This window comes from Streptomyces sp. M92, from assembly GCF_028473745.1.
In the GTDB taxonomy this organism is placed as follows: Bacteria; Actinomycetota; Actinomycetes; order Streptomycetales; family Streptomycetaceae; genus Streptomyces.
Window position 1 is genome coordinate 3,046,597 of record NZ_CP101137.1, and the last position, 26,413, is coordinate 3,073,009.

The following is a 26,413-nucleotide window of genomic DNA, read 5'->3' on the forward strand; positions in this document are numbered from 1 at the left end:
TTCGTCCGATCTGGGATGCTGGTCGTCGGGTGCGGAAGAGGTCAGGAGCAGACCGTGCCGGCGGCCGGGACCTCGCCGTCCAGCAGGTAGCCGTGGACGGCGTCCTGCACGCACTTGTTCTTGCTGTCGTAGGCGCCGTGCCCCTGACCCTCGTAGGTCAGCTCGACGCCGACGCCCTCGCCCAGTGCCTGCGCCATCCTCCCGGCACCCTCGTAGGGCGTCGCGGGGTCACCGGTGTTGCCGATCACCAGGATCGGAGCCGCACCGGGCGCGCTGACGTCGGGATGTTCGGCGGCGCCGGGCACCGGCCAGTCGGTGCAGCTGAGCATGGACCAGGCGAGGTAGTCGCCGAAGACCGGCGAGGCCTTCCGGAACTCGGGCAGCTTGCTCTCCACGTACGCGGGGTCGTACCGCGGCTTGTCGTCGGCGCAGTTGATGGCGACGTTGGCGGCGGTGATGTTGCTGTACTGGCCGTTCTCGTTGCGCCCGTTCAGCGAGTCCGACAGCGCCATGAGGATCGTGCCGTCACCGTCGTACGCCTGTACCAGGCCCTCGGTCAGGTACTCCCAGAAGTCCTTCGAGTAGAGCGACTGGGCGATGCCACCGGTCGCGGCGGTCTGGGTGAGTTCGCGCGGGAAGATGCCGGGGATCGGCCTGCTGTCGAGGTCCTTCAACAGCCGGGCGATGCGGTCCTTGACGTCCTGGGCGCTGTCCCCGACGGGGCATTCCTCGGTCTTCGAGACGCAGTCCTCGGCGAAGTTGTCGAGGGCGAGCTGGAAGCCCCCGGCCTGCCCCAGCGAGCCCTGTTCCGGGGTCTGGGTCGGGTCGACGACCGCGTCGAAGACGGCGCGTCCCACATGCTTCGGGAACAGGTGGGCGTAGACACCGCCGAGTTCGGTGCCGTAGGAGATGCCGAAGTAGTGCAGCTTGTCGTCGCCGAGGACCTGGCGCATCAGGTCCATGTCGCGCGCCGCGTCGGTCGTGGCCACGTGCGGCAGCACCCTCTTGGAGTTCTTCTCGCAGGCGGCGTTGAAGTCCTCCGTGTTGTCCACCAGTTCCCGGCGCTCGGCGGCGTCGTCGGGGGTGGCGTCCTGCTGGAAGTAGGTGTCGAGCTGTTTGTCGTTCAGGCATTCCACGGGGGCGCTGCGGCCGACGCCGCGCGGGTCGAAGCTGACCAGGTCGTAGCGGGTGCGCAGTTTCGCGTAGTCCTGGCCGAAGGCGGGCAGCGTGGTGACGCCCGAGCCGCCCGGGCCGCCGAAGTTGAAGACGAGCGATCCGATCCGCCGGTCGGCCGGGCCGCTGGACTCGGCCCGGATCAGCGCGAGGCCGATCGTGTCGCCCCGGGGATCGTCCCAGTCGAGCGGCGCCTTCATGGTGACGCACTGCCACTCGTCCCCGTCCGGCAGCGGAGAGGGCGCGGCGCCGCCGCCCTCGGCCTCGGAAGGAGCCGGACAGTCCTTCCAGTCGAGCTTCTGGGCCGCCAGGTCGTCGTTCCCCTCGGTGCTGCTCCCGGAGTCGTCGCTGCAGCCGGACAGGAGGGCGGTGCACATGACCACGGAGGCAGCGGAGGCCAGGGCGGCGACGCGCAGCCGGGATGGATTCGGCATGCGTCCATCGTGCGACCGCGCCTGGCCGCGCGCTCGGGGCACGAGCCGTACGAGGTATGCCGCGTGCTCGCCGACGCCTGCCGTGTGCCGCGTCACGGAGCGCTCATCGGAGCACTACAGCGCCTCTTTCCGTGTCAGGTGGTTGAAGAACAGCCAGCCCGGGAGCACCGGCAGCCACAGTGTGAGCAGCCGGTACAGCAGTACGGCGGGCGCGGCGACCTCCTTGGGCAGGCCCATGGCGATCAGGCCGACCGTCAGCGTCGCCTCCACCGCGCCCACACCGCCGGGCGTCGGCGCCGCGGACCCCAGTGCGTTGCCCGCCAGGAAGACGACCGCGACGCTCACCAGGCTGATCGACGCCGACTCGTCGCCGAAGGCCCGGATGGAGGCGTCCAGGCACATCACGAAGCAGGCGGTGAGCAGCAGCATGCCGCCGATGCCGGTGATCAGCTTCTGCGGCCGCTGCAGTACGTCCAGCATGCGCGGCACGACGCCGGCGAAAAGCGACCGCACGCGCGTGACGACGAATTTCCGCAGGAACGGCACCGAGGTCACCACGAGCACGAGTACCGCCACCGTCAGCAGACCCGCGATGACCGTCCGGGAGGGGGTCAGCGACGGGGTCTTCTCGGTGCCGGTCAGATAGCCGAAGGCCAGCAGCATCAGGATGTGGCAGCCCAGCCCGAACAGCTGTGACGCGCCGACACTCGCCACCGCGAGCCCCGGCCGTACACCCGCGCGCTGCAGGAAACGGGTGTTCAGCGCGACCCCGCCGACCGCCGCGGGCGCGACGATCTTCACGAACGAACCGGCGACCTGCGCGGCCACGGTCCGCAGGAACGGCACCCGTTCGGGTACGAAGCCCAGCAGTGCCATGGCCGCCGCGATGTAGCTCGCCGCCGAGAACAGCACGGCCGCCGCGACCCAGCCCCACTGGGCGTTCGCGATCAGCGGACCGAACTCGATGTGCGTGAGCTGCGTCAGCAGGAAGTAGGCCCCGATGGCCCCGGCGATGAAGCTGATGAGCGTACGTGGCCGCACCCGCTCCAGCCGGGCCGGCTCGACGGGGGCCTGCGGCCTGATGCGCAGCACGGCGTGCCGGATCTGCGTGAGCAGGTCCTCCTCGCGTGCCTCCTCCAGCGCCTCGTCCACGGCCCGCTTCTCCGCCCGTTGCTCGGCGCGCGCGGCCTTCTTCTCGGCCTTCTCGAGTTTCGCGGACTTGGCGGGTCTGCCGGTCCGCCCGTGCGCCTGGTGGGCGTCATCTCCGCCCGCCGCCTCCGCGCGGGCGAGCTTCGCCTGCCGGGACGACTCCAGGACGGCCTCGCGTTCGCGCTGGGCGCGCTCCCGGCCGAGCCTGCGCAGGGTCGCGCGGGTGGAGCGGCTGAGCGCGATGGGCTGGAGCATCGGCAGGCAGTCCGCCACGGCGTCGGGGCCGAGCACGGCCACCGCCGAGGCGACCGCCCGTTCGGCACCCACCCTCAGGCCGAGCGTCACCAGGAGCTGGGAGACGTCCATGCGCAGCAGCAGGTCACCGGCGGCGATCTCCCCGATGCGCAGGTCGGTGAGGATCACCGTGCCGGAACGATCCACCAGGATGGCGTCGCCCACCAGCCTGCGGTGTGCGATACGCCGGGACTGCAGGGCCTGTACCTGCTCCCAGGTGCCGCGCAGCAGGTCGTCGGTGATCTCCTCGTCGGGCAGCGAGTCGAGAGTGCGCCCGCCGGTGTGCTCGTAGACGAGCATCACCGCGTCGGGCCCCAGCTCGGACGTCGCGATCAGCTTGGGCGCGTTGGCACCGGCCGCGATCGCCGCGTAGGCGAGCAGCGCCTCCTGCTCCAGTGCCTGGCGCAGCGACGGGAGGCTGCTGCGGGTCGCGAAGCCGCGCAGCGTGAGATTGCGCCACGCGCGGTAGAAGAAGCCCTGTGCCTGCTGCTCCCGGTCCACCACGGTCACGTCCAGGGGCCGGCCGTCCTCCAGGGTGACGAAGTAGCGCCGGCCGCGGTCACCGGTCTCCGCGGTGTCCGACGCCACCTCCTGGCGGGCGGCGGTCACGGGGTGGAACCCGACGGTCCGCAGGCCCGCCATCAGCGTCCGGCCGGTGGGGCGGACGTTGGGGGAGCCGACGGAATACAGCGTGCCGTAGGCGACGGTCCAGCCGATGAGGACCGTCAGGATGATCGAGAACGGCGTCGTGTAGCCCGTGACGAGCATCGAGAAGGCGTCGAGGAGCAGCACGATCCACAGCACCGCGCGCCACCGGGGCCTGCGTGACATGCCGACTGCCGTCATGTACGCGATGACCGGCGCCAGGTAGCCGTGCACGGGGTCGGTCAGCGCGTGGACGTCGCCCGGCGACGGCTGGGTGAGCGCCTCCTGGATGGAGCCGGGGGCCGCCTTGGCGACCCACAGGTCCGTGGCGAGGGTCACCCCGTGCGCGAGGACCGCCGCCAGCACGCCGTCGGCGATCCGCAGTCCGTCCCGCTTGATCAGCCGCTCGATCGCGAACGCGACCGGCACCAGGAGGATCGCGATGCTGGAGGCCAGTCCCGCGATCTTGATCAGCAGATCGGGTGCCTGTCCGGTGCCCTTGCTGATGTCCTGTTCGAGACCCGAGGTGGTGCCGTGCGCGAAGGCGGCGACGGCCAGCAGTACGGCGACGGCGAGCACGCCCACCAGGAGTCGCATCAGGTCGGAAGGACGGTGCACGCGCGCGGGGAGCAGCGGTTCGTCGCCCTCCACCTCGTCGATGTGGGCCACGTCGTCGGGGTCGGCCGCCGTCGCCGACCGGCCCCGTGCCGCGGCGTCCGGGTGCGACGAGGAGTCGTCCGGACGCGACGAAGAGTCAGAGGTGCCCTCGGCGTCCTCGGGGTGCACACCCTGCTGTTTCATCGCCTCTTCTTGCTCTCGTATCACTGGTCACCGACCGCACGATGGTGGCATGCCGCGTCGGCCTCGGCAGGCATCAGGGTGCCCCTGCGGGCCGCACAGTCTGCCGGAAGCGCCGCTCGCGGGCGAGGGACGCGCACCGTCGGGAGGGCGTCCCGTTGTCGGTGCGGTGGGGCAGGATGAGGCGGATGAGCGAGCAGAATTTTGCGGACGACGCCCGCTCGGAGTACGCGGACGCACTGCCCGAGTACGCCGAGCGGGTCCTCGAGGTGACCGAGATGATTCCGCCGGGCCGCGTCATGACGTACGGGGACGTCGCCGAGTACCTGGAGGAGGGCGGGCCACGGCAGGTCGGGCGGGTGATGTCCCTCTACGGCGGAGGGGTTCCGTGGTGGCGTGTCGTCCGCGCGGACGGCGTTCTGCTCGCGGGGCAGGAACTGGAGGCGCTCGGCCGCTACCGGGAGGAGGGCACGCCCCTGAAGGAGGCGAGCAGAGCCGCGGAGGGCCACGTGCCCCGCCTCGACCTGAGGCGGGCGCGGTGGGACGGCGGTGAACGCGCACAGGGTCACACCTGAAAGCTTCCGCCATCGGACCCGTCGGTGTGTGACCCGTGATCCGTATGAGGGAAACGGGGCACTTCGGGCATGCCGATGGCATGGCGTACGTTCGTGGGGCGGGGGACACCCGCGTCCCGAGCGAGCCGACGGGCAAGAGGGACCCGAGGGACTTGACGGTCCCGAGGCGTGAGAGGGGTCCGAGGGAAGGAGCGGAAGCACTGCTTCCGCCTCGCCCGTCGGCGTAGCGTCGGCCGCACGCGTCCCCCTCGTCCCGCGGCCACCGCCGCGCCCGCGGCGCGGGCAGTCCATCAGCACACCCACCAGGACCGGCGAACCACGTGAGCTCCTTTTCCTCCACCCGACACCCTTCGCACCCCCAGGTGCGAAGGGGGAGCCGTGGCGCTTACCGACTGGTGCGTACCCCGCCGACGCGAATGGACCCCCCTCGTCTGGACGCCGCCCAGCGCTCCGTGGTTGACCACCGGAGCGGGCCGCTGCTCGTCCTCGCGGGTCCCGGCACCGGGAAGACCACCACTCTGGTGGAGTCCGTGGCGGACCGGATCGCCCGCGGCGGTGACCCCGAGCGGATCCTGGTGCTGACCTTCAGCCGCAAGGCGGCCGTCGAGCTGCGCGACCGGATGGCACTGCGCATGGGCGCCGCACGGGCCCCCAGGGCGACCACCTTCCACTCTTTCGGTTACGCCTTGGTCCGCGCCCACCAGGACAGCGACCTGTTCGTGGAGCCTCTGCGGCTGCTGTCCGGCCCGGAGCAGGACGTGACCGTGCGCGAGTTGCTCGCCGGGCAGGTGGACCTGGAACGGGCCGGCCTCTCCCACGTGCGCTGGCCCGACGAACTGCGCGCCTGCCTGACGACCCGCGGCTTCGCCGACGAGGTCCGCGCGGTGCTCGCCCGCACCCGCGAGCTGGGCCTCGGCCCGGAGGCACTGAAGGCGTTCGCGGGGCGCATCGGCCGCCCCGACTGGGGGGCCGCCGCCGTCTTCCTCGCCGAGTACCTCGACGTGCTCGACCTGCAGGGCGTACTCGACTACGCGGAACTCGTCCACCGCGCGGTGCTCCTCGCGCGCCGCCCCGAGGTCGCCGCGCGGCTGGCCGCCCAGTACGACGCGGTGTACGTCGACGAGTACCAGGACACCGACCCGGCCCAGGTACGGCTGCTGCACGCCCTGGCCGGAGGCGGACGCACCCTCGTCGCCTTCGGCGACCCCGACCAGTCGATCTACGCCTTCCGGGGCGCGGACGTGAACGGCATCCTCGACTTCCCGGCCGCCTTCCCGCGCGCGGACGGCCGACCGGCGCCGGTCGAGGTGCTGCGGACCTCGCGTCGCTCCGGGGCCGCCCTGCTGGCCGCGACCCGGCTGCTGACCCAGCGCATGCCGCTGACCCGCCTCCCCGCAGTCAAGGTGCGGGCCCACCGCGAACTGGCCCCGGTCCGGGACGGCGGGCGCGTCGAGGTGTACACGTACCCGACGTCCGGCACCGAACTGGACAACGTCGCCGACATCCTGCGCCGGGCCCACCTGGAGGACGGCGTCCCCTGGGGTGAGATGGCCGTCCTCGTGCGCGCCGGTGCCCGCGGCATCCCGACGGTCCGGCGTGCCCTCACCGCGGCCGGCGTGCCCCTGGACATCGACGGCGACGACCTCCCCCTGCGCCACGAACCGGCTGTGGCGCCCCTGCTGACGGCCCTGCGAGCCGTGGCGGAGGCGGAGACGGGGGGCAGGGTTCGGCCGGGTACCGACGAGGCGGCGGACGCGACGCCGAGCGGGGGTGCCGACGAGGCGGCGGACACGGCATCGGGCGGGGGCGCCGATGACGCCGGGGAACCCGCGCCCGGGGCAGGCGGCGACGAGGCCGGGAACGTACGGGGCGGGGTCGGCCCCCAGGACGCGACCGATCCGGGGCGCGTACCCGGCACCGGCACGGCGGCGCAGGCCGGCCCCGAGTCCGACCCGGCCGTGGACGCCGTACCGGCGACCAGGGCGAAGGCAGCCGCGCCCGAGCCTGGGGTGGACACGGGCACCGGGGTGAGGGGAGCCGCGCCCGAGCCCGGGGCGGACACGGACACCGGGGTGAGGGCAGCCGCGCCCGAGCCCGGGGCGGACACGGACACCGGGGTGAGGGCAGCCGAGCCCGAGCCCGGGGCGGACAAGGACACCGACACGGCGGCCGAGGCCGTGGCCGACGCCGGCGCGGGCACCGCGGCAGCCGCCACGCGCGGTGAACCCGCCCGCCGCGCGGAAGAACCGTGCTGGCTTCCCACCGAGACCGCCCTCACCCTGCTCACCTCTCCCCTCGCCGGGATGGACGCCGCCGACCTGCGCCGCCTCGGCCGCGCCCTGCGCGAGGAGGAGCGGGCCGCCGGCAACCCGCTGCCGCCGCCCTCGGACGAACTCCTCGCGCGGGCGCTGGCCGAGCCCGAACGGCTGGCCGCGCACGACCCCGCGTACGCGCGGGGCGCCCAGCGCCTCGGCGCGCTGCTCCGCACGGCACGCGAGCGCCTGGCGGGCGGCGGCAGCGCCGAGGAGGCGCTGTGGGACCTGTGGGAGGGAACGCCGTGGCCCACCCGCCTGGAGCGCTCCGCACGGCGTGGCGGCGCCGCCGGCCGCAACGCCGACCGCGACCTCGACGCGGTGTGCGCGCTCTTCGCGACGGCCGCTCGCGCGGAGGAACGCACCGGCGGCAGGGGCGCCCTGAACTTCCTGGAGGAGATCGACGCCGAGGACATCGCCGCCGACACCCTCACCCGGCGTGCCGTCCGCCCCGACGCCGTCCGCCTGATGACCGCCCACCGCGCGAAGGGGCTGGAGTGGCGGCTGGTCGTCGTCGCGGGCGTCCAGGAGGGGCTGTGGCCGGACCTGCGTCGCCGCGGCTCCCTGCTGGAGGCCGACCGCATCGGCCGCGACGGCCTCGCCGAACCGCTGACGCCCGGCGCGCTGCTCGCCGAGGAGCGCCGTCTGTTCTACGTGGCCGCCACGCGCGCGAGGGAACGGCTCGTCGTGACCGCCGTCAAGGCACCGGCCGACGACGGCGACCAGCCCTCCCGCTTCCTGACCGAACTCGGCGTCGAACCCGTCGACGTCACGGGCCGCCCCCGCCGCCCCCTCGCCGTCGCGGCGCTCGTCGCCGAGCTGCGCGCCACCACGGTCGACCCCCGCGTCTCCGGACCGCTGAGGCAGGCCGCGGCACGCCGTCTGGCCCGCCTCGCCGCCCTCGCCGACGAGGACGGCCGCCCCCTGGTGCCGTCCGCCCACCCCTACCGCTGGTGGGGCATGTGGGACCCGACGGAGAGCAAGGTCCCGCTGCGCGACCGCGACAAGCCCGTCACGCTTTCCGGCAGCGCCCTGGACCAGTTGGCCAACACCTGCGCACTGCAGTGGTTCCTGGGCCGGGAGGTGAAGGCCGACGCTCCCGCGACCGCCGCCCAGGGTTTCGGCAACGTGGTGCACGTCCTCGCCGACGAGGTGGCCTCCGGGCACACCCCGGCCGACCTCGCCGTCCTCATGGAGCGCCTGGACTCCGTGTGGAACGCGCTCGCCTTCGACGCGCCGTGGAAGTCGGCGCAGGAGAAGGCCAACGCGCGCGTGGCGCTCGAACGCTTCCTGAAGTGGCACGTGATGGACCGCGCCGGACGCACGCCGGTCGCCAGCGAGCACGACTTCGACGTGACCCTGGAGGCGGGCGACTACGAGGTGCGCATCCGCGGCCAGATGGACCGCGTGGAGACCGACGGTGACGGCCGCGCCTACGTCGTCGACTTCAAGACCGGCAAACAGGCACCCACCTCCGCCGAGGTCGCCCACCACCCCCAGCTCGCCGTCTACCAGCTCGCCGTCCGAGAGGGCGCCGTCGACGAGGCCTTCGACGGCACCCGCCCCGCACCGGGCGGGGCCGAACTCGTCCAGCTGCGCCAGGGCGCGCCCAAGCGGGCCGGTGGCGAGACCCTGCCCAAGGTGCAGGCCCAGGAGTCCCTGGAGGGACCGGACGGCGAGTGGGTCGGAGACCTGCTGGCCACGGCCGCCGGGAAGGTCCTCGACGAACGTTTCACCCCGACCGCGGGCCAGCACTGCGCCCACTGCGCCTTCCGCGCCTCGTGCAGCGCGCGGCCGGAGGGGCGGCACGTCGTGGAGTGAGCCGCCGAAACCCACGCCCGAGACCGGTGTGACAAGTCGCACCACGCCTGCTGACCTGCGCTTCCCGGCGACTCCGTCGGCGCTCGCGCACCCGCTGTCAGTGCCCGCGGCTAGCCTCTTGGACGTGCCCGCCCATCTCACCGATCCCGAGCAGCTCAAGGAGCTCCTCGGTATCCCCTTCACCCCGGAGCAGACGGCCTGCATCATCGCGCCGCCCGCCCCGCAGGTCATCGTGGCCGGCGCCGGGTCGGGCAAGACCACGGTGATGGCCGCACGCGTGGTGTGGCTGGTCGGCACCGGCCAGGTCGCCCCGGAACAGGTGCTCGGCCTCACCTTCACCAACAAGGCGGCCGGTGAACTCGCCGAACGCGTGCGCACCGCGCTCATCAGGGCCGGCGTCACCGACCCGGATGCGATCGACCCGGACGATCCGCCCGGCGAACCGGAGATCTCGACGTACCACGCCTTCGCGGGCCGCCTCCTGACCGACCACGGACTGCGCCTAGGCCTGGAGCCGACCTCCCGGCTGCTCGCCGACGCGACCCGCTACCAGCTCGCCGCGCGGGTTCTGCGTGAGGCGCCGGGCCCCTATCCGGCGCTCACCCGCTCCTTCCCCGACCTCGTCGCGGACCTCCTCGCCCTCGACGCGGAACTCTCCGAGCATCTCGTCGCCCCCGGGGAACTGCGCACCTGGGACGCCGGTCTCCTCGGTTCCCTCCAGAGCGCCAAGCTCACCAACGCCGACCTGCGCAAGGTCCCGGAGGCCGCCGCCGCGCGCCGCGAACTCGCCGACCTGGTGAGCCGCTACCGCGCCGCCAAACGGGAGCGGGACCTGCTCGACTTCGGCGACCAGATCGCCCTGTCCGCGCGGCTGGCCGGGCTCCCGGAGGTGGGCCGCGTCCTGCGCGAGGAGTTCCGGGTCGTCCTGCTCGACGAGTACCAGGACACCTCGGTGGCCCAGCGCATCCTGCTGGCCGGTCTGTTCGGCGCCGGCACCGGCCACCCGGTGACCGCCGTGGGCGACCCCTGCCAGGCGATCTACGGCTGGCGGGGCGCCTCGGTCGCCAACCTCGACGACTTCCCCGAGCACTTCGCGCACGCCGACGGCCGCCCCGCCGCCCGGCAGGCGCTCAGCGAGAACCGCCGCAGCGGCGGACGACTCCTCGACCTCGCCAACGGCCTGGCCGAGCCCCTGCGCGCCATGCACGCGGGCGTGGAAGCCCTGCGCCCCGCCCCGGGCGCCGAACGCGACGGCACGGTCCGCTGCGCCCTGCTGCCCACCCACGCGGAGGAGATCGACTGGATCGCCGACTCCATCGCCCACCTGGTGCGCACCGGCACGGCGCCCGGTGAGGTCGCCGTCCTGTGCCGTACGGCGACCGACTTCGCCGAAATCCAGGGCGCCCTGGTGACCCGCGACGTGCCCGTAGAGGTCGTGGGCCTGTCCGGGCTGCTGCACCTGCCCGAGGTGGCCGACCTGGTCGCCGTCTGCGAAGTCCTCCAGGACCCCGGCGCCAACGCCTCCCTGGTCCGCCTGCTCACCGGCCCGCGCTGGCGCATCGGCCCACGGGACCTCGCCCTGCTGGGGCGCCGCGCCCGGCTCCTGGTGAGCCACGCGCGTGTGGACGGCGACGACGACCCCGACCGGCGGCTCGCCGCGGCCGTCGAGGGCGTCGACCCCTCCGAGGTGATATCGCTCGCGGACGCCCTCGACACCTTCCTGGAGACGCCGCTGGACGGCAGCGGGGACGACGACGGCCTGCCGTTCTCGCCCGACGCGCGCGTACGGTTCGCGCGGCTCGCCACCGAACTGCGCGACCTGCGCCGGGCCCTCGCCGACCCGCTCATGGACGTACTGCACCGCGTCCTCGCCGTCACCGGCCTGGAGGTCGAGCTGTCGGCGTCCCCCCACGCCCTGGCCGCCCGCCGCCGCGAGACCCTGTCGAACTTCCTGGACGTCGCCGCGTCCTTCGCCGCCAGCGACGGCGAGGCCACCCTGCTCGCCTTCCTGGGCTTCCTGCGCACCGCCGCCCAGTACGAGAAGGGCCTCGACAACGCCCTGCCGGGCGGCGAGAACACCGTCAAGGTACTCACCGCGCACAAGTCCAAGGGCCTGGAGTGGGACGTCGTCGCCGTGCCGGGCCTGGTCACCGGCACCTTTCCCAGCGGTCAGGGCCGGGAGAAGTGGACCGCTCAGGGCAAGGTGCTGCCGCACGGCCTGCGCGGTGACGCCGACACCCTGCCCGACGTCGAGTCCTGGGACTCGCGGGGCCTGAAGGCCTTCCACGAGGCCATGAAGGAACACCAGCACACCGAGGAGCTGCGCCTCGGCTACGTCACCTTCACCCGTCCCCGCTCCCTGCTGCTGGGTTCCGGACACTGGTGGGGACCCAGCCAGAAGAAGCCCCGCGGACCGTCCGGCTTCCTCATGGCCCTGTACGAACACTGCGCCGCCGGACACGGCGAGATCGAGGCATGGGCGGACGAACCCGCCGAGGGCGAGGAGAACCCGGCCCTGCACCGGGCCGCCGCCGACCACGCCTGGCCCCTGCCACTCGACGCCGACGCCCTCGCCCGCCGCAGGGCCGCCGCCGAGACGGTCCTCGCCCACCTGGACGACCTCGCCGCGCAACAGGACGACCACCCCGCCGCCACCCACGACCCGGACACCTACGACGACCCCGACTGGCCGCCGCCCCCGGACGCCGAAGCACCCCTGGACGAAGGCGGCCCGCTCGATCCCGGCTGGACCGAGGAAGACTCCGCCGACTGGGACTCCTGGACCACGGACCGCCCCGTCGCGCCACCACTCCACACGAAGCCACCGGCCCGCCCTGCCGTCCCGCACCAGGCGCCTCCTTCGGACCGGCCCGCCGCCCCCTCCCGCCTCACTCCGGAGGAAGCCCGCACCGTCGCTTCCTGGGACCGCGACCTCGACGCCCTCACCGGCGAACTCCTGCGCTCCCGGGAGAGCGTCACCGAAGTGCCGCTCCCGGCGTCGCTGACCGCCTCCCAACTGCTCAGCATGGCCGCCGACCCGGACGGCTTCGCACAGGAGCTGGCCAGACCCATGCCCCGGCCGCCCCAGCCCGCCGCCCGCCGCGGCACCCGCTTCCACGCCTGGGTCGAGGCACGCTTCGAACCGCTGACGCTGCCCCTGCTGGAGCCGGAGGAGCTGCCGGGCAGCGATGCCGAGATCGCCGGCGAACACGACCTGAAGTTCCTGAAGGAGGCCTTCGAACGCACCGAGTACGCCCGCCGCACCCCCTACCGCGTAGAGGCGCCGTTCCAGCTCTCGCTCGCGGGACGAGTCGTACGCGGCCGCATCGACGCCGTCTACAAGGAGGGCGACGGCCAGACGGCCACATTCGAGATCGTCGACTGGAAGACGAGCCGGGCCGGCACCGCCGACCCGCTCCAGCTCGCGCTCTACCGCCTCGCCTGGGCCGAGCAGCAGCGCGTACCCCTGGAATCGGTCACCGCCGCCTTCCTGTACGTGCGCACCGGCGAGGTGGTGCGGCCCGCCGGGCTGCCGGGCCGGGCCGAGCTGGAGAGGCTGCTGCTGGCCGACCCGCTCGGTGACGAACCGCACGATCGGGGTGCCGGTGCGGGCCGATAGGCTCGTGAGCATGAGCGACACCCCGGACAGCGCTGTCCGTACGTACATCGAGCACCACCGCGCCGCCTTCCTCGACGACCTCGTCGAGTGGCTGCGCATTCCGTCCGTGTCGGCCCAGCCCGACCACGCGACCGATGTGCGCCGCAGCGCCGACTGGCTCGCCGCCAAACTGAAGGAGACCGGTTTCCCGACCACCGAGGTGTGGCCCACACCGGGCGCCTCCGCGGTCTTCGCCGAATGGCCCTCGGGCGACCCGCAGGCACCGACGGTCCTCGTCTACGGCCACCACGACGTGCAGCCCGCCGCCCGCGCGGACGGCTGGCACAGCGAGCCCTTCGAACCCGTCGTCCGCGAGAACCGCCTCTACGCGCGCGGGGCCGCCGACGACAAGGGGCAGGTGTTCTTCCACACACTCGGCGTCCGAGCCCACCTGGCGGCCACCGGCCGCACCGCCCCCGCGGTCAACCTCAAGCTGCTGATCGAGGGCGAGGAGGAATCCGGCTCCCCGCACTTCCGCGCGCTGGTCGAGGAGCGCGCCGACCGGCTTGGCGCCGACGCGGTCGTCGTCTCCGACACGGGCATGTGGTCCGAGGACACCCCCACGGTGTGCACCGGCATGCGCGGCCTGGCCGAGTGCGAGATCCGGCTGCACGGACCCGACCAGGACATCCACTCCGGCTCCTTCGGGGGCGCGGTCCCCAACCCGGCCACCGCCGTCGCCCGCCTGGTCGCCGCCCTGCACGACGAGCACGCGCGCGTGGCGATCCCGGGCTTCTACGACGGCGTGATCGAGCTCACCGAGCGCGAGCGCGCCCTCTTCGCCGAGCTGCCCTTCGACGAGGGGCAGTGGCTGCGCACGGCCAAGTCCCACGCCGCGCACGGCGAGGCCGGGCACACCACCCTGGAACGGGTCTGGGCCCGCCCCACCGCCGAGGTCAACGGCATCGGAGGCGGCTACCAGGGCCCCGGCAGCAAGACGATCATCCCGGCGTCCGCCATGGTGAAGCTGTCCTTCCGGCTGGTCGCGGGCCAGGACCCCGACCACGTCGAGAAGGCCGTCCGCGCCTGGGCGGCCGAGCAGGTGCCCGCCGGGATCCGCTGCGAGATCACCTTCGGCTCGGCCACCCGGCCGTGCCTGACTCCGCTGGACCACCCGGCGCTCCAGTCGGTCGTCCGCGCCATGGGCCGGGCCTTCGGGAAACCGGTCCGCTTCACCCGCGAGGGCGGCTCCGGCCCGGCCGCCGACCTCCAGGAGGTGCTGGGGGCGCCGGTGCTCTTCCTCGGCATCTCCGTCCCCTCCGACGGCTGGCACGCCCCCGACGAGAAGGTGGAGCTGGACCTGCTGCTCAAAGGCGTCGAAACATCCGCCCACCTGTGGGGTGACCTGGCGGAGTACTGGCGCCACGCCCCCTGAGCGGCTGTTCTGCCCGGGACCGGGCCGGCACCGCGCGCGGCACACTGGAAAGGCCGCCGTACCGCCCGTGCCCTCCCGGACCCGGTCGCCAACCGCCGCACGAACCGCTAACCGCCTGCCGAACCGAAACGCTCACCGGGGGAGTTGGAAGCACCCGTGACCACCTGGACCGACCACACCGCCGACCGTCCCATCTCGCTCACCGCCCCGAGCGGCATCGACCGTGCCGCCCACCACCGCCTCGACGAGGCCTGGCTCGCGGCGGCGTGGAGCCACCCCTCGACGCGCTGTTTCGTGGTCTCCGGCGGTCAGGTCCTGATCGACGAGACGCCCGACGGACGTACCGAACTCGTCATGACGCCGTCCTTCGAGGCGCCGCTGACCGAGGCACACCGGTACTTTTTGGGCACCGACGAGGACGGCGTCAGCTACTTCGCGCTCCAGAAGGACTCCCTGCCCGGCCGCATGGACCAGTCCGCCCGCCCGGCCGGTCTGCGCGAGGCCGGCCTGCTCCTGTCGCCCCGCGACGCCGGTCTGATGGCCCACGCGGTCGCCCTGGAGAACTGGCAGCGCCTGCACCGGTTCTGCTCCCGCTGCGGCGAGCGCACCGTCATCGCCGCGGCCGGCCACATCCGCCGCTGCCCCGCGTGCGGGGCCGAGCACTACCCGCGCACCGACCCCGCGGTGATCATGGCGGTGACGGACGACGAGGACCGCCTCCTGCTCGGCCGCCAGGTCCACTGGCCCGAGGGCCGTTTCTCGACGCTCGCCGGGTTCGTGGAGCCCGGCGAGTCCATCGAGCAGTCGGTGCGCCGAGAGGTGCAGGAGGAGGTCGGCGTCACCGTCGGTCCCGTCGAGTACGTCGCCAGCCAGCCTTGGCCCTTCCCGTCGAGCCTGATGCTGGGGTTCATGGCGCGCGCCACCTCGACCGAGATCGACGTCGACGGCGACGAGATCCACGAGGCCCGCTGGTTCTCCCGCGACGAGCTGGACGCCGCCTTCGAGTCCGGCGAGGTGCTCCCGCCCTACGGCATCTCCATCGCGGCCCGCCTGATCGAGCTCTGGTACGGCAAGCCGCTGCCCACGCGCGGCGCCTTCTGAGGTGAGACACGGACAGAGGGGTGGCCCTCCCCGGCGGGGAGGGCCACCCCTCTGCTTGTCGCCTGTCGGGCGTCGTGCCGGTGCGCTTACGCGCCGACCTTCTGCTTCACCTGCGCCAGCGACGGGTTCGTCAGCGTCGATCCGTCGGGGAAGAGGACGGTTGGGACCGTCTGGTTTCCGCCATTCGCCTTCTCCACGAACGCTGCGGACTCCGGGTCCTGCTCGATGTTGATCTCGGTGTACGCGATGCCCTCGCGGTCCATCTGGCTCTTCAGCCGACGGCAGTAGCCGCACCACGTGGTGCTGTACATCGTCACAGTGCCCGGCATGTCTCTCGCGCTCCTTCGGCGGCTCGGGAAATTCGGCGGCGCCTGGAGGGCCGCACGAAGGGAACGTCCATAGCGGCCCCACCATTCCCGCGGCGTGTGACACCTGCCGCAGCGATACGCGCATTGATCGCATTGGTACGACTATCGGTGCGTGCCTGTGGACAACCGACGCACCCGTCACCTGCGACCTGGCAGCATGGCGGTGTGACAGCAGCAACGCACTCCACCCTCTTCCCGCCGGTACCGGACTCGGCCGACGCGGTGCTCGAAGGGCTCGACCCCGAGCAGCGCGAGGTGGCGACCGCCCTGCGCGGTCCGGTGTGCGTCCTGGCGGGTGCCGGTACCGGCAAGACCCGGGCGATCACCCACCGCATCGCCTACGGGGTACGCGCCGGCATCCTCCAGCCCACCAGCGTGCTCGCCGTCACCTTCACCAACCGCGCCGCCGGGGAGATGCGCGGCCGGCTGCGCCAGCTCGGCGCGGCGGGCGTGCAGGCCCGGACCTTCCACTCGGCGGCGCTGCGCCAGCTCCAGTACTTCTGGCCGAAAGCGATCGGTGGCTCCCTGCCCAGGCTCGTCGACCGCAAGATCCAGCTCGTCGCCGACGCCGCGGCCGCGTGCCGCATCCGCCTCGACCGCGGCGAGCTGCGCGACGCGACCGCCGAGATCGAGTGGTCCAAAGTGACCCAAACGGTCCCTGCCGACTACGCCCTCGCGGCGGCCAAGGCCGGTCGTGAGGCGCCCCGCGACCCGGCGGAGATCGTTCAGCTCTACGCCGCCTACGAGGACCTCAAGCGCGGGCGAGGCGTGATCGATTTCGAGGACGTGCTGCTGCTGACCGTCGCGGTCCTCCAGGACCGGCAGGACGTCGCCGAACAGGTCCGCGCCCAGTACCAGCACTTCGTGGTCGACGAGTACCAGGACGTCAGCCCCCTCCAGCAGCGCCTGCTGGAGCTCTGGCTCGGGGACCGCGACGACCTCTGTGTGGTGGGCGACGCCAGCCAGACGATCTACTCGTTCACGGGAGCAACCCCCGACCACCTGCTCGACTTCCGCAGCCGCCACCCCGGCGCCACCGTCGTCAAGCTGGTCCGTGACTACCGGTCCACCCCTCAGGTCGTCCACCTGGCCAACGGCCTGCTCTCCCAGGCCCACGGCCGGGCCGCCGACCACCGTCTGGAGCTGGTCTCCCAGCGTCCCGCCGGCCCGGAACCCGTCTACGCCGAGTACCCGGACGAACCGGCCGAGGCGGAGGGTGCCGCCCGCCGCATCCGCGAGCTCATCGACGCGGGCGTGCCGGCCGCCGAGATCGCCGTCCTGTTCCGCACGAACTCCCAGTCGGAGACCTATGAACAGGCTCTCGCCGACGCCGGGGTCCCCTACCAGCTGCGCGGCGCGGAGCGCTTCTTCGACCGCCCGGAGGTGCGCAAAGCCCACAGCGCCCTGCGGGCCGCGGCACGCTTCGGCGGCAACGACTCCCTGCTCGACGACGCCGTGGACCTGCCCTCCCAGGTACGCGCGGTGCTGTCCGGAGAGGGGTGGACGCCCGTGCCACCGGCCGGCTCCGGTGCCGTCCGCGAGCGCTGGGAGTCCTTGGCCGCTCTGGTCGGCCTGGCCCAGGACTTCGCCGCGGCCGCGACGGGCGCCACGCTGAGCGCCCTCGTCGCCGAACTCGACGAGCGGGCAGGCGCGCAGCACGCTCCGACGGTCCAGGGCGTCACCCTCGCCTCCTTGCACTCGGCCAAGGGACTGGAGTGGGACGTCGTCTTCCTGGTGGGCGTGGCCGAGGGAATGATGCCGATCACCTACGCAAAGACCGACGAGCAGATCGAGGAGGAGCGCCGCCTCCTGTACGTCGGCGTCACCCGCGCGCGTGAGCGCCTGCACCTCTCCTGGGCGCTCGCCCGCTCACCCGGCGGGCGGCCCAGCCGCCGCCCCAGCCGCTTCCTGAAGGGGCTGCGGCCCGGATCGGGGCCGTCCGGCGCGGGTACGGCGGCCGGCGGGGCCGGGGGGGCCGGGGGCGTGGAGCGTGGTTCCGGGATCAGCGGCGCCACGGCCGTCGCTCCGAGACGGACGCGTCGGACACCTGCCCGCTGCCGGGTCTGCGGACGCACGCTCACCGACGCGGGTGAGATGAAGCTGATGCGTTGCGAGGACTGCCCGTCCGACATGGACGAGGGCGTCTACGAGCGGCTGCGTGAGTGGCGCGCGGTCCAGGCGGGACTCAGCGGGCAGCCCGCGTTCTGCGTCTTCACCGACAAGACGCTGATGGCGATCGCCGAGTCCGTCCCGGAGGACGAACACGAGCTGGCACGCATCCCAGGGGTCGGGATGCGCAAGCTCAACCGCTACGGAGCCGACGTGTTGGCCATCTGCGCAGGCCAGGAAGGTGCGGGGCTTGACGGGGACGGCTGAAACCAACTCGTCGAAAAAATAGTTTGCGCATGCCCCGGGAATCCCCATAGGTTCTTGGTCACGGGAACGGCGGCCTTCCCGGAGGCCCTGAATCCGTGTTGTACTTGCATATCCGCGGACTGGTTCGTCCAGTCCCCTAGACGCCGAGAGGAGGCGAGTCCAGTGATCAGCATCAACTTCAGCTCCACCGTCAGCTCCACCGCCAAAATGACCGATCGCTCGGCCGTCTCCCTGTGCATGCTCGGCGCCTCGAACCCGGGCACCGGTCTGTCCGGCATTCGTGCCGTGCGTCCGGCGTCCCTCTCCGTTGCCCCCGCGGGCCTTCCCGTCCGTGAGCGCGATGAGCGACCGACCAAGGCACTGGAAGCAGCAGTAGTGGCACAGGCGCAGGCCTATGCCTTTACGGCGACCGGTGCCGGATTCCGGAAGCAGACGACGCAGCACCACCTGATGTGGGCCTTCCGTGGGCCAGAACCCTGGAGTGATCCAGCCTGATTCGATCAGGCCGGCGCCTTCAGGGCCGCGGAACCCCATCCGGGATCCGCGGCCCTTCTGTTTGTCCCCGAACGGGGACGACGGCACGAAGGAGCCTCGGGACAAGAAAAGAACCCGGTACCAAGCCGCCACCCGGCCGACCGGCCGGAACGACCAGACGAGGAAGACCAACCGTGCAACTCGAAGCGCACGCCCCGTCCGTACCGCCTTCCGACACGATCCCCAAGCCCGGCTCCACGGAGGACCCCACCTTGACCCCGCTCACCGCGCTCACCGCGCTCGACGACGCCATCGAGAACCTCGGCGTGCCCGTCCCCTGCCGCTCCTACGACCCGGAGGTCTTCTTCGCGGAGTCGCCGGCGGACGTCGAGTACGCCAAGTCCCTCTGCCGTACCTGCCCGCTGATCGAGGCCTGCCTCGCCGGTGCCAAGGAGCGGCGTGAGCCCTGGGGCGTCTGGGGTGGCGAGCTGTTCGTCCAGGGTGTCGTCGTCGCCCGGAAGCGGCCCCGTGGTCGCCCGCGCAAGAACCCGGTCACGGCATGAACACCGCAGGAACGATCGACCGCCCCCTCACGCACGACCCCAAGAAGCAGGCCCCGATGAAGCCGTCCACCCACGACATCGCAGGCACCGCGCCTGAAGACTTCACCACCAGCGACGCGAAGGACTCGCGTCAGAACAGGACCCGTGAGATGCAACTCATCCCAGAAGCCCTGGCTCGTGCGCATATGCACGACCGGCTGCACGAGGCCGAGCAGGAACGCCGGGCGCTGCGCCTGGCGACCGCTCGCCGGATGCAGCGCCGAGCCGAGCGCGCCTCGCTGCGTGCCCGGCGGGCGCTCGCCATGGCCGTGATGCAGTAACCGATCACCCGAAGCGGTGGCCTCCCGGCTCAGGAGGCGAAACCTCTGCCCGTGGGGGCCGGTCCGTCCGAACGGACCGGCCCCCACGGCGTGTCAGGACCCAAGGCTCAGGCCTCCGCCGCCGTTTCGTCCACCTCGTACGTCTCCGCCTCGTACCCGTCCTCCTCGTCGTCCTCCCTCTCGGGGAGGAAGCCCACGAGCCAGTCCTCCAGCTCGTCGCGCAGTCGCACCGTCGCCCCCAGCTGGCACAGCACACCGATGGTGCTCAGGGTCACGCGGTGGATCAGGAGGTAGGCGGGCGGCAGGTTGAGCTGCTTGGCCAGCTGGTAGGCGGGGGAGCGCGGGTCACCGATCCGGGCAGCCTGGCTCCGCATCCACCCGCGGGTGAAGGTGAACTCGTCGACCCGGGCCGGCTCGATGATCGGCAGGAGGTAGTCGAGGACGGCGTCGGGGTCCAGCTCTATCGACTCCTTGACGAAACCCTCGGCGCAGAGCATCTCGTAGACGGCGTCGGCCTCGCCGTCCAGCGTCATGCGCAGGGCCTGCCCGATCGGCTCGGGCAGACCACCCGGGAGCCGGTCGACCGTGCCGAAGTCCAGGACGCCGAGGCGCCAGTCGTCCTCGCCGTCCGGCCCGCCGGGCAGCAGCCGGAAGTTCCCGGGGTGCGGGTCGGCGTGCAGGAGGCCGGTGCGCGCCGGGCCCGAGAAGAGGAAGTGCGCCAGCAGCTGACCGGCCCGGTCGCGCTGCCGCGGCGTACCGTCCGCGATGATCTCCGACAGCGGGACACCGTCCATCCATTCGGTGACCAGTACCTGTTCGCACTGGCGGACCACGTCCGGCACCACGATGTCCGGGTCGTCCGCGAACTCCTCGGCGTGGGCGCGCTGGGCCTGTGCCTCCAGGTCGTAGTCCAGTTCCTCGGAGACCCGGTCCTTGAGCTCCGTGATCAGCGGCTTGACGTCCATGCCGGGAACCAGGGGGCCGAGCAGGCGGGCGAAGCGGCTGAGCTGGTTCAAGTCGGACAGCAGGGCTTCGCCGGCGCCCGGGTACTGCACCTTGACCGCCACCTCGCGGCCGTCGTGCCACACCGCGCGGTGCACCTGGCCGATGGACGCCGCCGCGGCCGGCTTGTCCTCGAACTCCAGGAACAGGTCCTGCCAGTCCTCGCCGAGCCGCTCCGCCAGAACGGAGTGCACCGTGCCCGTCGGCATGGGCGGTGCCGCCTCCTGCAGCTTGGTCAGGGCCGCCCGGTACGGGCCGGCGACCTCCTCGGGCAGCGCGGACTCGAAGACGGACAGGGCCTGTCCGAACTTCATCGCCCCGCCCTTGAGCTCGCCCAGCACCTTGAACAGCTGCTCCGCGGTCCGCTGCTGCAGCTGCTGGCCGACGATCTCCGCTGACTCGCCCACGATTCGCTTCCCGAGCCCCCAGGTCGCCCGCCCGGCGAAGCCGAGCGGGAGCGCGGCGAGCTTGGCGGTTCGGGTGACCGCCTTGCGCGGAAGATCAGACATGCGCCCTCCAAGTCCCAGCCGGCCGCCCGGCTTCTGCCTCACGGCGAACGTCCGCTGACGGCCCTTGCCCAGCCATTGTCGCGCGCCGCTCCCCCTCCACGGAGATGTGTTCCTGCTTACCTTTTCCGGCGGCGTCGCACGGGCAGGCGGGGTGCGCGGGAACCGGGCGCGTGTGCCACCGCAGTCCGGGGAGCGACACCTCGCAGCGGGTGCCGATGCTGGAGGGCGTACCCCCGTCCAGGAACGCGAGAGCGTGGGCCGCCGCCAGCCCGGCGACCGTCGTGGCCAGGGTGAGAGCGCAGGGAGGAACCTGTCGGCGGCCGCCGGAGCGCCACTGCGCCACCAGACGGGGCCAGGCCGGGTCCCGGTCGGTGCGGTCAGCCTGAAGGCACCCCGCGCACCCCGTCTCGCCGGGCAGGACCAGCGGACCGACCACACCGGTCCCCTCGACGACACCGGCGTACAGGTGGGGCGTGCCGGAGGCCATCAGGGAATCCGCGGCGGCGGGATCGGGGGCGTGCACCGCGACGTCGTCGCGAGGGGCGACGATCACCAGGGAGAACCCCGGGGCGTCCTCCTCGGCCGGTGTCGCGGGACCACGGCGCGGCGGCCGATCGGGGGCTGCCCGGCGGACGACACGGCGGGCCGTCTCGTCCCGGCGGCTCCCGACGGACTCGGCGGGGAGCCCGCCCGGGGCGACGTCCCACGGCTCGACGCACCCGCCGTCGAGCACGTCGACCTCGCCGACGCCCGCGCCCGACAGGAGACCGGCCACCACCGCGCCCACCCGTCCGGCGCCCCTCACCCGGACCCGCAGGGCGCGTCGTGCGGCCAGGTGCCTCATCGCCTCCCCCGGAGCGGACGTGGTCAGGGAGAGGGAAGCCAGGTCGGGCCGGAGCCGGTCGAGCACCGCGCTCTTCTCCCGCAGGGCGTCGGCGTCCGGCCCACCGCCCCTGGAGTCGTCGAGGAGACCGGCACGGGCGAGCCCCTCGACCACCCGGTCGACATGTCCGTCCGGCAGATCCATGCGGCGGCCCTCCTCACGCAGGAGAGCGGGACCGCGGGTGCCGTTGAGCAGGTCCAGGAAGCTGCCCGTCGCGGTGTCCACCGGGCCGAGCGTCACCGCGTGCGCGGGCGTCATCCCGAACTGCACGGTGTTCAGATCGCGCCAGCCGCGCCTGAGCGCGGGCTTCACCATCGGATGCATGCCAGGCCCCCCGTGGGTCTTCAGACCTTCGACTTCTGCGTGTGCCGGTCCGCGTGGTCGGTCGCGAATGCGCCGGCGAGTGCCAGCATGCCCGGATGCGCCCCGAGGCGTCGAAAGTTGTCCACAGCCGGTGGGTATTCGTCGTACGAATCAGTCGTACACCCGGGCGAGGGGTGCCGGATCGGGGCCGAAGCGTCCCGGAGCCGGGACTTCCCCGGGTGCAGCGGGTAACGTCGTGGCGTGTCCGCCGACCCACTGCACCGCGCCGGGGCGCCCCAGCGCACACCGACGAATCCGCCGCCGAACGGCTCGGCGACGAGCGCGATCGAGGTCCGCAGGAGCACCCGGCGACGCCGGACGGTCTCCGCGTACCGCGAGGGCGATCGCACCGTCGTGCTGATCCCCGCCCGGATGTCCGAGGCGGAGGAGCAACGCTGGGTGAGCGTCATGCTGGACAAGCTCGCCGCCCAGGAGAGCAAACGCGTACTCGGCGACGCCGAACTCGCCGAGCGCGCCGAGTGCCTGTCCGGCCAGTACTTCGAGGGGCGGGCCCGGCCCACCTCGGTCCGCTGGGTCACCAACCAGAACACGCGCTGGGGCTCGTGTACCCCGTCCGAGGGAAGCATCCGGCTGTCGCACCGCCTCCAGGGCATGCCCGAGTACGTCGTCGACTACGTCCTCCTGCACGAACTGGCGCATCTGCTCGTCCCCGGCCACGGTCCCCGGTTCTGGCGGCTGTTGGAGGCGTACCCGCGGACCGAGCGGGCCCGCGGGTTCCTCGAGGGCGTTGTCGCCGCCGACCGGCTGCCGCACGTACCCGGAGCGCGCAGCGAGTAGCGCGCCCCGGGAGTACGCCCCGTAAGGGGTCCGGCACAGTGGCGCACGGGTTCTGTACCGGCTCTGTACCGACTTCTTCCCCTGTCCTGGATTGCCGTTAGCCTGGCGCGACGCACTCACATTCGGATGGGGGACGGTCGTAACGCATGGCCAGGGAATTCCAACGCGGCCACAAGGCCAGGATCAGTGACCTCACCGCGGGCACGGATCTGTACGTAGGCGTGCAGATCTCGGGCCCCGGGCTGAGCTTCGACATCAGCTGCTTCGGTCTCGACGCCGACGAGCGGTTGTCGGACGACCGGTACTTCGTGTTCTTCAACCAGCCGAAGACCCCCGAGGAGTCCATTCAGCTCCTGGGTGCGCAAGCGGGTGACACGGAGTCGTTCCGGGTCACCCTCGACAGGATCCCACCGCAGATCCAGAAGCTGTCCTTCACGGCGACGGTCGACGGCGCGGGGCAGATGTCGCAGGTCGCCTCCGGATACATCCGGATCGTCGCGGGCGGTGAGGAGGTGGCCCGGTACCCGTTCAGCGGTGCGGAGTTCTCCACCGAGCGCGCCGTGATGCTGGGCGACTTCTACCTGAAGGACGTGTGGCGGTTCGCCGCCGTCGGGCAGGGCTTCGACGGCGGGCTGGACGCGCTGCTGAGGAACTTCGGCGGTGAGGTGGCCGAGGAGGAGGCCCCCGCACCGCAGCAGCCGCAGGCCGGTGTCGACGGTGCCGCCCCGGGCTTCGCGCCGCCGGCCCAGGCCGCGGCTCCGCCCGCCTTCGGCGCTCCCGCCGCCCCCGCACCGGCCCCGGCTCCCGCACCTCAGGCTGCCCCGCAGGGCTTCGCACCGCCGGCCGGCGCCACTCCGCCCCCGGCGCCCGCCCCGGCGCCCGGCTCCGACGTGCACGCCGCGCAGACGATCGTCGCGCCCATGAACACGCCGCCCGGCGGCTCCCCGGTGCCTCCGCCCGCCCCGGTGCCTCCGCCCGCGCCCTACGGCCAGCCGGGCCAGCAGCAGCCGCACGGCCAGGTGCCGGGTCAGACCGCCCCGCCGCCTCCCGGCTACGGCCAGCCCCAGGCGCCTCAGCCGCCCCACGCCCCGGCCCCGCCGCCCGGCTACGGCCAGCCGACCCCGCCTCCGGGTTACGGCCAGCAGACTCCCCCCGCCGGCTACGGCCAGCCGGCCCCGCCTCCCGGCTACGGCCAGCAGGCACCCCACGGAGCCCCGCAGGGCATGGCGCCGGGCGCGGCACCCCAGGGCGTGCCCCAGGGAGCCCCGCAGGGCGCCGGTGTGACGGCCGCGCTCCAGCAGTTCCGCGAGACGGCGACCGGGCAGCGCTGGACCCAGCAGAACAAGAAGCTGGTCCGCGTCGACCTCGGCGCGGACGGTCAGCCCGTGCTCGCCCGGCAGGGCAGCATGGTGCTCTACCAGGGCAAGGTCGACTTCGGCTACAAGGGCGCCGGGTTCGCCGGCCGAGTCGTGGGCAACGCCACCGGCCAGGAGATGCAGCTGATGCGCTGCACCGGCAAGGGACAGGTGTTCCTCGCCGACAACTCCGCGATGCTGCACCCGATCGAGCTCCAGGGCGACGCCATCTGCGTCTCCGCGGAGAACGTCCTCGCCTTTGACGAGAGCCTCCAGTACGAGGTCCGCCGCATCGAGGGGCACGGCATCCCCGGTGGCGCGCTGTTCACGATGCAGTTCCAGGGCACCGGCACGATCGTCGTCAAGACGCACGGCGTGCCGGTGGTGCTGCCGGTCACGCCCACCACCTTCGCCGACTGCAACGCGGTCGTCGCCTGGTCGGCCGCCGCCCAGGTGGTCGTCTCCAGCCAGGTACGGATGCGCCGCAACTCATACGCGGGCGACACGGGCGAGAGCGTCAACCTGCAGTTCCGGGCGGCGCCCGGAAACTTCGTCATCGTCCAGCCGTACGAGATCTGAGGGAGAGCCCGACATGAACCAGCCGCTCGCGGGCTACGCTCCCGCACCGGTCACCGCCCGCATGGAGAACCACGGCAACCACATGCTGAAGGTCGCCATGCAGACCGGGAACGACCTCCTCGCGCGCGTGGGCTCGATGACCGCCTACGAGGGCTTCGTCCAGTACGAGCCCAACCCGTCGGCCGTCCGCCAGATCGCCAAGGACTGGATGACCGGCGAGGGCGCGCCCCTGATGAAGTGCTCCGGTGACGGACTGCTCTACCTCGCCGACTACGGCGCGAACGTCGTCGTCATCAACCTCAACGGCGACGGCATCTCCGTCAACGCCACCAACCTGCTCGCCTTCGACGCCCACCTCACCTGGGGCGTGGAGCGGGTCAAGGGCCTGGCGAAGTTCGCCGGGCAGGGCCTGTGGAACACCAAGATCTCCGGACAGGGCTGGGTCGCGCTCACCTCCCGGGGCAAGCCGATCGTGGTCGACTGCGGCGGTGGCGAGGACGAGACGTACGTCGACCCCGACGCGCTCGTCGCCTGGTCCCCGAACCTCAAGGTGAAGGGCAAGCGCAGCTTCAAGGCGCAGTCACTGATCGGCCGCGGCAGCGGCGAGGCCTACCAGATGGCCTTCTCCGGTCAGGGCATCGTCGTCGTCCAGCCCAGCGAGGACAGCACCGACCGCCTCCGGGTCCGGGGCTGAGGGGGAGCCAGAACACCATGCAGAGCCCGCTTTTCGCCTACAACGACCAGCAGACCCAGGACGCCTGGAGCCTGCAGAACAAGCACATGCTCCGGGTCGCCCTGGGGGGCCACGACGACGTTCTCGCCCGCAAGGGCACGATGGTCGCCTACCAGGGGCTCGTCGAGTTCGACGCCGAGTACCAGAGCAACAACCAGTCACGCGCGCGTGCGCGCACCGGTGAGGGCCTGGACCTGATGCGCTGCCACGGGCAGGGCACGGTCTTCTTCGCCAACCTCGCCCAGTGCGTCCACGTGATGGACGTCGACCAGGAGGGCCTCACCGTCGACAGCAGCTACGTGCTGGCGATGGACTCGTCCCTGCACCACGAGGTCGTCGCGGTCGACAGCCTGTACGGCATCTCCGGCTCGGGGAAGTACCAGCTCAACATCACCGGCCGGGGCAAGGTCGCCCTGATGACCTCGGGCTCCCCGCTGCTGATGCAGGTGACGCCCGACAAGTACGTCAACTGCGACGCCGACGCGATCGTCGCCTGGTCCACCGGCCTGCGCGTGCAGATGCAGGCGCAGACCCACTCCTCCGGGGTGTGGCGGCGCAGGGGCAGCACCGGGGAGGGCTGGGAGCTCAGCTTCATGGGCAGCGGCTTCGCGCTCGTCCAGCCCAGCGAGCTGCTGCCGCCGCAGAACGCGCAGATCGGCTCGGGCTTCGCCGCCCAGTACGGCATGGGCCAGCAGGGGGCACGCGGTCAGAACCAGGGCAACGTCTGGAGCTGAGCACGGGCACGGCCACAGTTC

The 26,413-nt window shown here is 72.5% G+C and carries 18 protein-coding genes; 13 read left to right on the plus strand and 5 right to left on the minus strand.

Going from position 1 to position 26,413, the window contains the following annotated elements:
* Window positions 1-41: 41 nt before the first annotated feature.
* Both M6G08_RS14015 and M6G08_RS14020 read right to left on the minus strand, forming a co-directional pair.
* Window positions 42-1,607 (minus strand): alpha/beta hydrolase, encoded by a 1,566-nt coding sequence (locus M6G08_RS14015; RefSeq protein WP_272587496.1) that lies wholly within the window; start codon window positions 1,605-1,607, stop codon window positions 42-44.
* Between the two features lie 114 nt (window positions 1,608-1,721).
* On the minus strand, window positions 1,722-4,496 hold the full coding sequence (locus tag M6G08_RS14020; protein ID WP_272587497.1) for a lysylphosphatidylglycerol synthase domain-containing protein: 2,775 nt from the start codon (window positions 4,494-4,496) through the stop codon (window positions 1,722-1,724).
* A 185-nt stretch (window positions 4,497-4,681) separates the two neighbouring features.
* On the opposite strand from M6G08_RS14020, the gene M6G08_RS14025 reads away from it, so the two are divergent.
* From M6G08_RS14025 to nudC, 5 genes are all read left to right on the plus strand, one after another.
* Window positions 4,682-5,068: an MGMT family protein gene (locus M6G08_RS14025; protein ID WP_336298993.1), complete on the plus strand. Its 387-nt coding sequence runs from the start codon at window positions 4,682-4,684 to the stop codon at window positions 5,066-5,068.
* Window positions 5,069-5,484: 416 nt separating this feature from the next.
* Window positions 5,485-9,201, plus strand: a complete 3,717-nt coding sequence (locus M6G08_RS14030; protein ID WP_272587499.1) for a UvrD-helicase domain-containing protein — start codon at window positions 5,485-5,487, stop codon at window positions 9,199-9,201.
* 124 nt (window positions 9,202-9,325) lie between these two features.
* Window positions 9,326-12,820, plus strand: a complete 3,495-nt coding sequence (locus tag M6G08_RS14035; protein ID WP_272587500.1) for an ATP-dependent helicase — start codon at window positions 9,326-9,328, stop codon at window positions 12,818-12,820.
* Between the two features lie 10 nt (window positions 12,821-12,830).
* Window positions 12,831-14,234, plus strand: coding sequence for a dipeptidase (locus M6G08_RS14040; RefSeq protein WP_272587501.1), 1,404 nt, complete (start codon window positions 12,831-12,833; stop codon window positions 14,232-14,234).
* A gap of 156 nt (window positions 14,235-14,390) precedes the next feature.
* On the plus strand, window positions 14,391-15,335 hold the full coding sequence (gene nudC, locus M6G08_RS14045) for an NAD(+) diphosphatase (protein ID WP_272587502.1): 945 nt from the start codon (window positions 14,391-14,393) through the stop codon (window positions 15,333-15,335).
* 86 nt (window positions 15,336-15,421) lie between these two features.
* Here nudC and M6G08_RS14050 read toward each other — a convergent pair whose 3' ends face one another.
* Window positions 15,422-15,664 carry a mycoredoxin gene (locus M6G08_RS14050; protein ID WP_055417962.1) on the minus strand — a complete coding sequence of 81 codons (243 nt, stop codon included), beginning with the start codon at window positions 15,662-15,664 and terminating at the stop codon, window positions 15,422-15,424.
* Window positions 15,665-15,868: 204 nt separating this feature from the next.
* Here M6G08_RS14050 and M6G08_RS14055 point away from each other — a divergent pair, with 204 nt between their 5' ends.
* The 4 genes from M6G08_RS14055 (at window position 15,869) to M6G08_RS14070 (ending at window position 19,436) form a co-directional block, all read left to right on the plus strand.
* Complete coding sequence (locus M6G08_RS14055; protein WP_272587503.1) at window positions 15,869-18,079, plus strand: ATP-dependent DNA helicase UvrD2; 2,211 nt, start codon at window positions 15,869-15,871, stop codon at window positions 18,077-18,079.
* A gap of 162 nt (window positions 18,080-18,241) precedes the next feature.
* The gene (locus M6G08_RS14060; RefSeq protein WP_272587504.1) at window positions 18,242-18,574 is read left to right on the plus strand and encodes a hypothetical protein; all 333 of its coding nucleotides are present in this window, start codon (window positions 18,242-18,244) and stop codon (window positions 18,572-18,574) included.
* A 173-nt stretch (window positions 18,575-18,747) separates the two neighbouring features.
* A complete protein-coding gene (locus tag M6G08_RS14065) occupies window positions 18,748-19,116 on the plus strand; it encodes a WhiB family transcriptional regulator (protein WP_125504338.1) in 369 nt (122 codons plus the stop codon).
* Complete coding sequence (locus M6G08_RS14070; protein ID WP_073724384.1) at window positions 19,113-19,436, plus strand: putative WhiB-interacting protein; 324 nt, start codon at window positions 19,113-19,115, stop codon at window positions 19,434-19,436. Before M6G08_RS14065 ends, M6G08_RS14070 begins: the two co-directional genes overlap by 4 nt.
* 107 nt (window positions 19,437-19,543) lie before the next feature.
* On the opposite strand, the gene M6G08_RS14075 is transcribed toward M6G08_RS14070, so the two are convergent.
* Both M6G08_RS14075 and M6G08_RS14080 read right to left on the minus strand, forming a co-directional pair.
* Window positions 19,544-20,947 carry an ABC1 kinase family protein gene (locus M6G08_RS14075; RefSeq protein WP_272587505.1) on the minus strand — a complete coding sequence of 468 codons (1,404 nt, stop codon included), beginning with the start codon at window positions 20,945-20,947 and terminating at the stop codon, window positions 19,544-19,546.
* The gene (locus M6G08_RS14080; protein ID WP_272587506.1) at window positions 20,940-22,154 is read right to left on the minus strand and encodes a TOMM precursor leader peptide-binding protein; all 1,215 of its coding nucleotides are present in this window, start codon (window positions 22,152-22,154) and stop codon (window positions 20,940-20,942) included. Before M6G08_RS14080 ends, M6G08_RS14075 begins: the two co-directional genes overlap by 8 nt.
* A 240-nt stretch (window positions 22,155-22,394) precedes the next feature.
* Between M6G08_RS14080 and M6G08_RS14085 the strand changes: the two genes are divergently transcribed.
* The 4 genes from M6G08_RS14085 (at window position 22,395) to M6G08_RS14100 (ending at window position 26,392) form a co-directional block, all read left to right on the plus strand.
* On the plus strand, window positions 22,395-22,991 hold the full coding sequence (locus M6G08_RS14085) for a M48 metallopeptidase family protein (protein WP_272587507.1): 597 nt from the start codon (window positions 22,395-22,397) through the stop codon (window positions 22,989-22,991).
* 146 nt (window positions 22,992-23,137) lie between these two features.
* Window positions 23,138-24,925 carry a TerD family protein gene (locus tag M6G08_RS14090; RefSeq protein WP_272587508.1) on the plus strand — a complete coding sequence of 596 codons (1,788 nt, stop codon included), beginning with the start codon at window positions 23,138-23,140 and terminating at the stop codon, window positions 24,923-24,925.
* Between the two features lie 13 nt (window positions 24,926-24,938).
* A complete protein-coding gene (locus tag M6G08_RS14095; RefSeq protein ID WP_272587509.1) occupies window positions 24,939-25,619 on the plus strand; it encodes an AIM24 family protein in 681 nt (226 codons plus the stop codon).
* A gap of 17 nt (window positions 25,620-25,636) precedes the next feature.
* The gene (locus M6G08_RS14100; protein ID WP_272587510.1) at window positions 25,637-26,392 is read left to right on the plus strand and encodes an AIM24 family protein; all 756 of its coding nucleotides are present in this window, start codon (window positions 25,637-25,639) and stop codon (window positions 26,390-26,392) included.
* Window positions 26,393-26,413 lie beyond the last annotated feature (21 nt).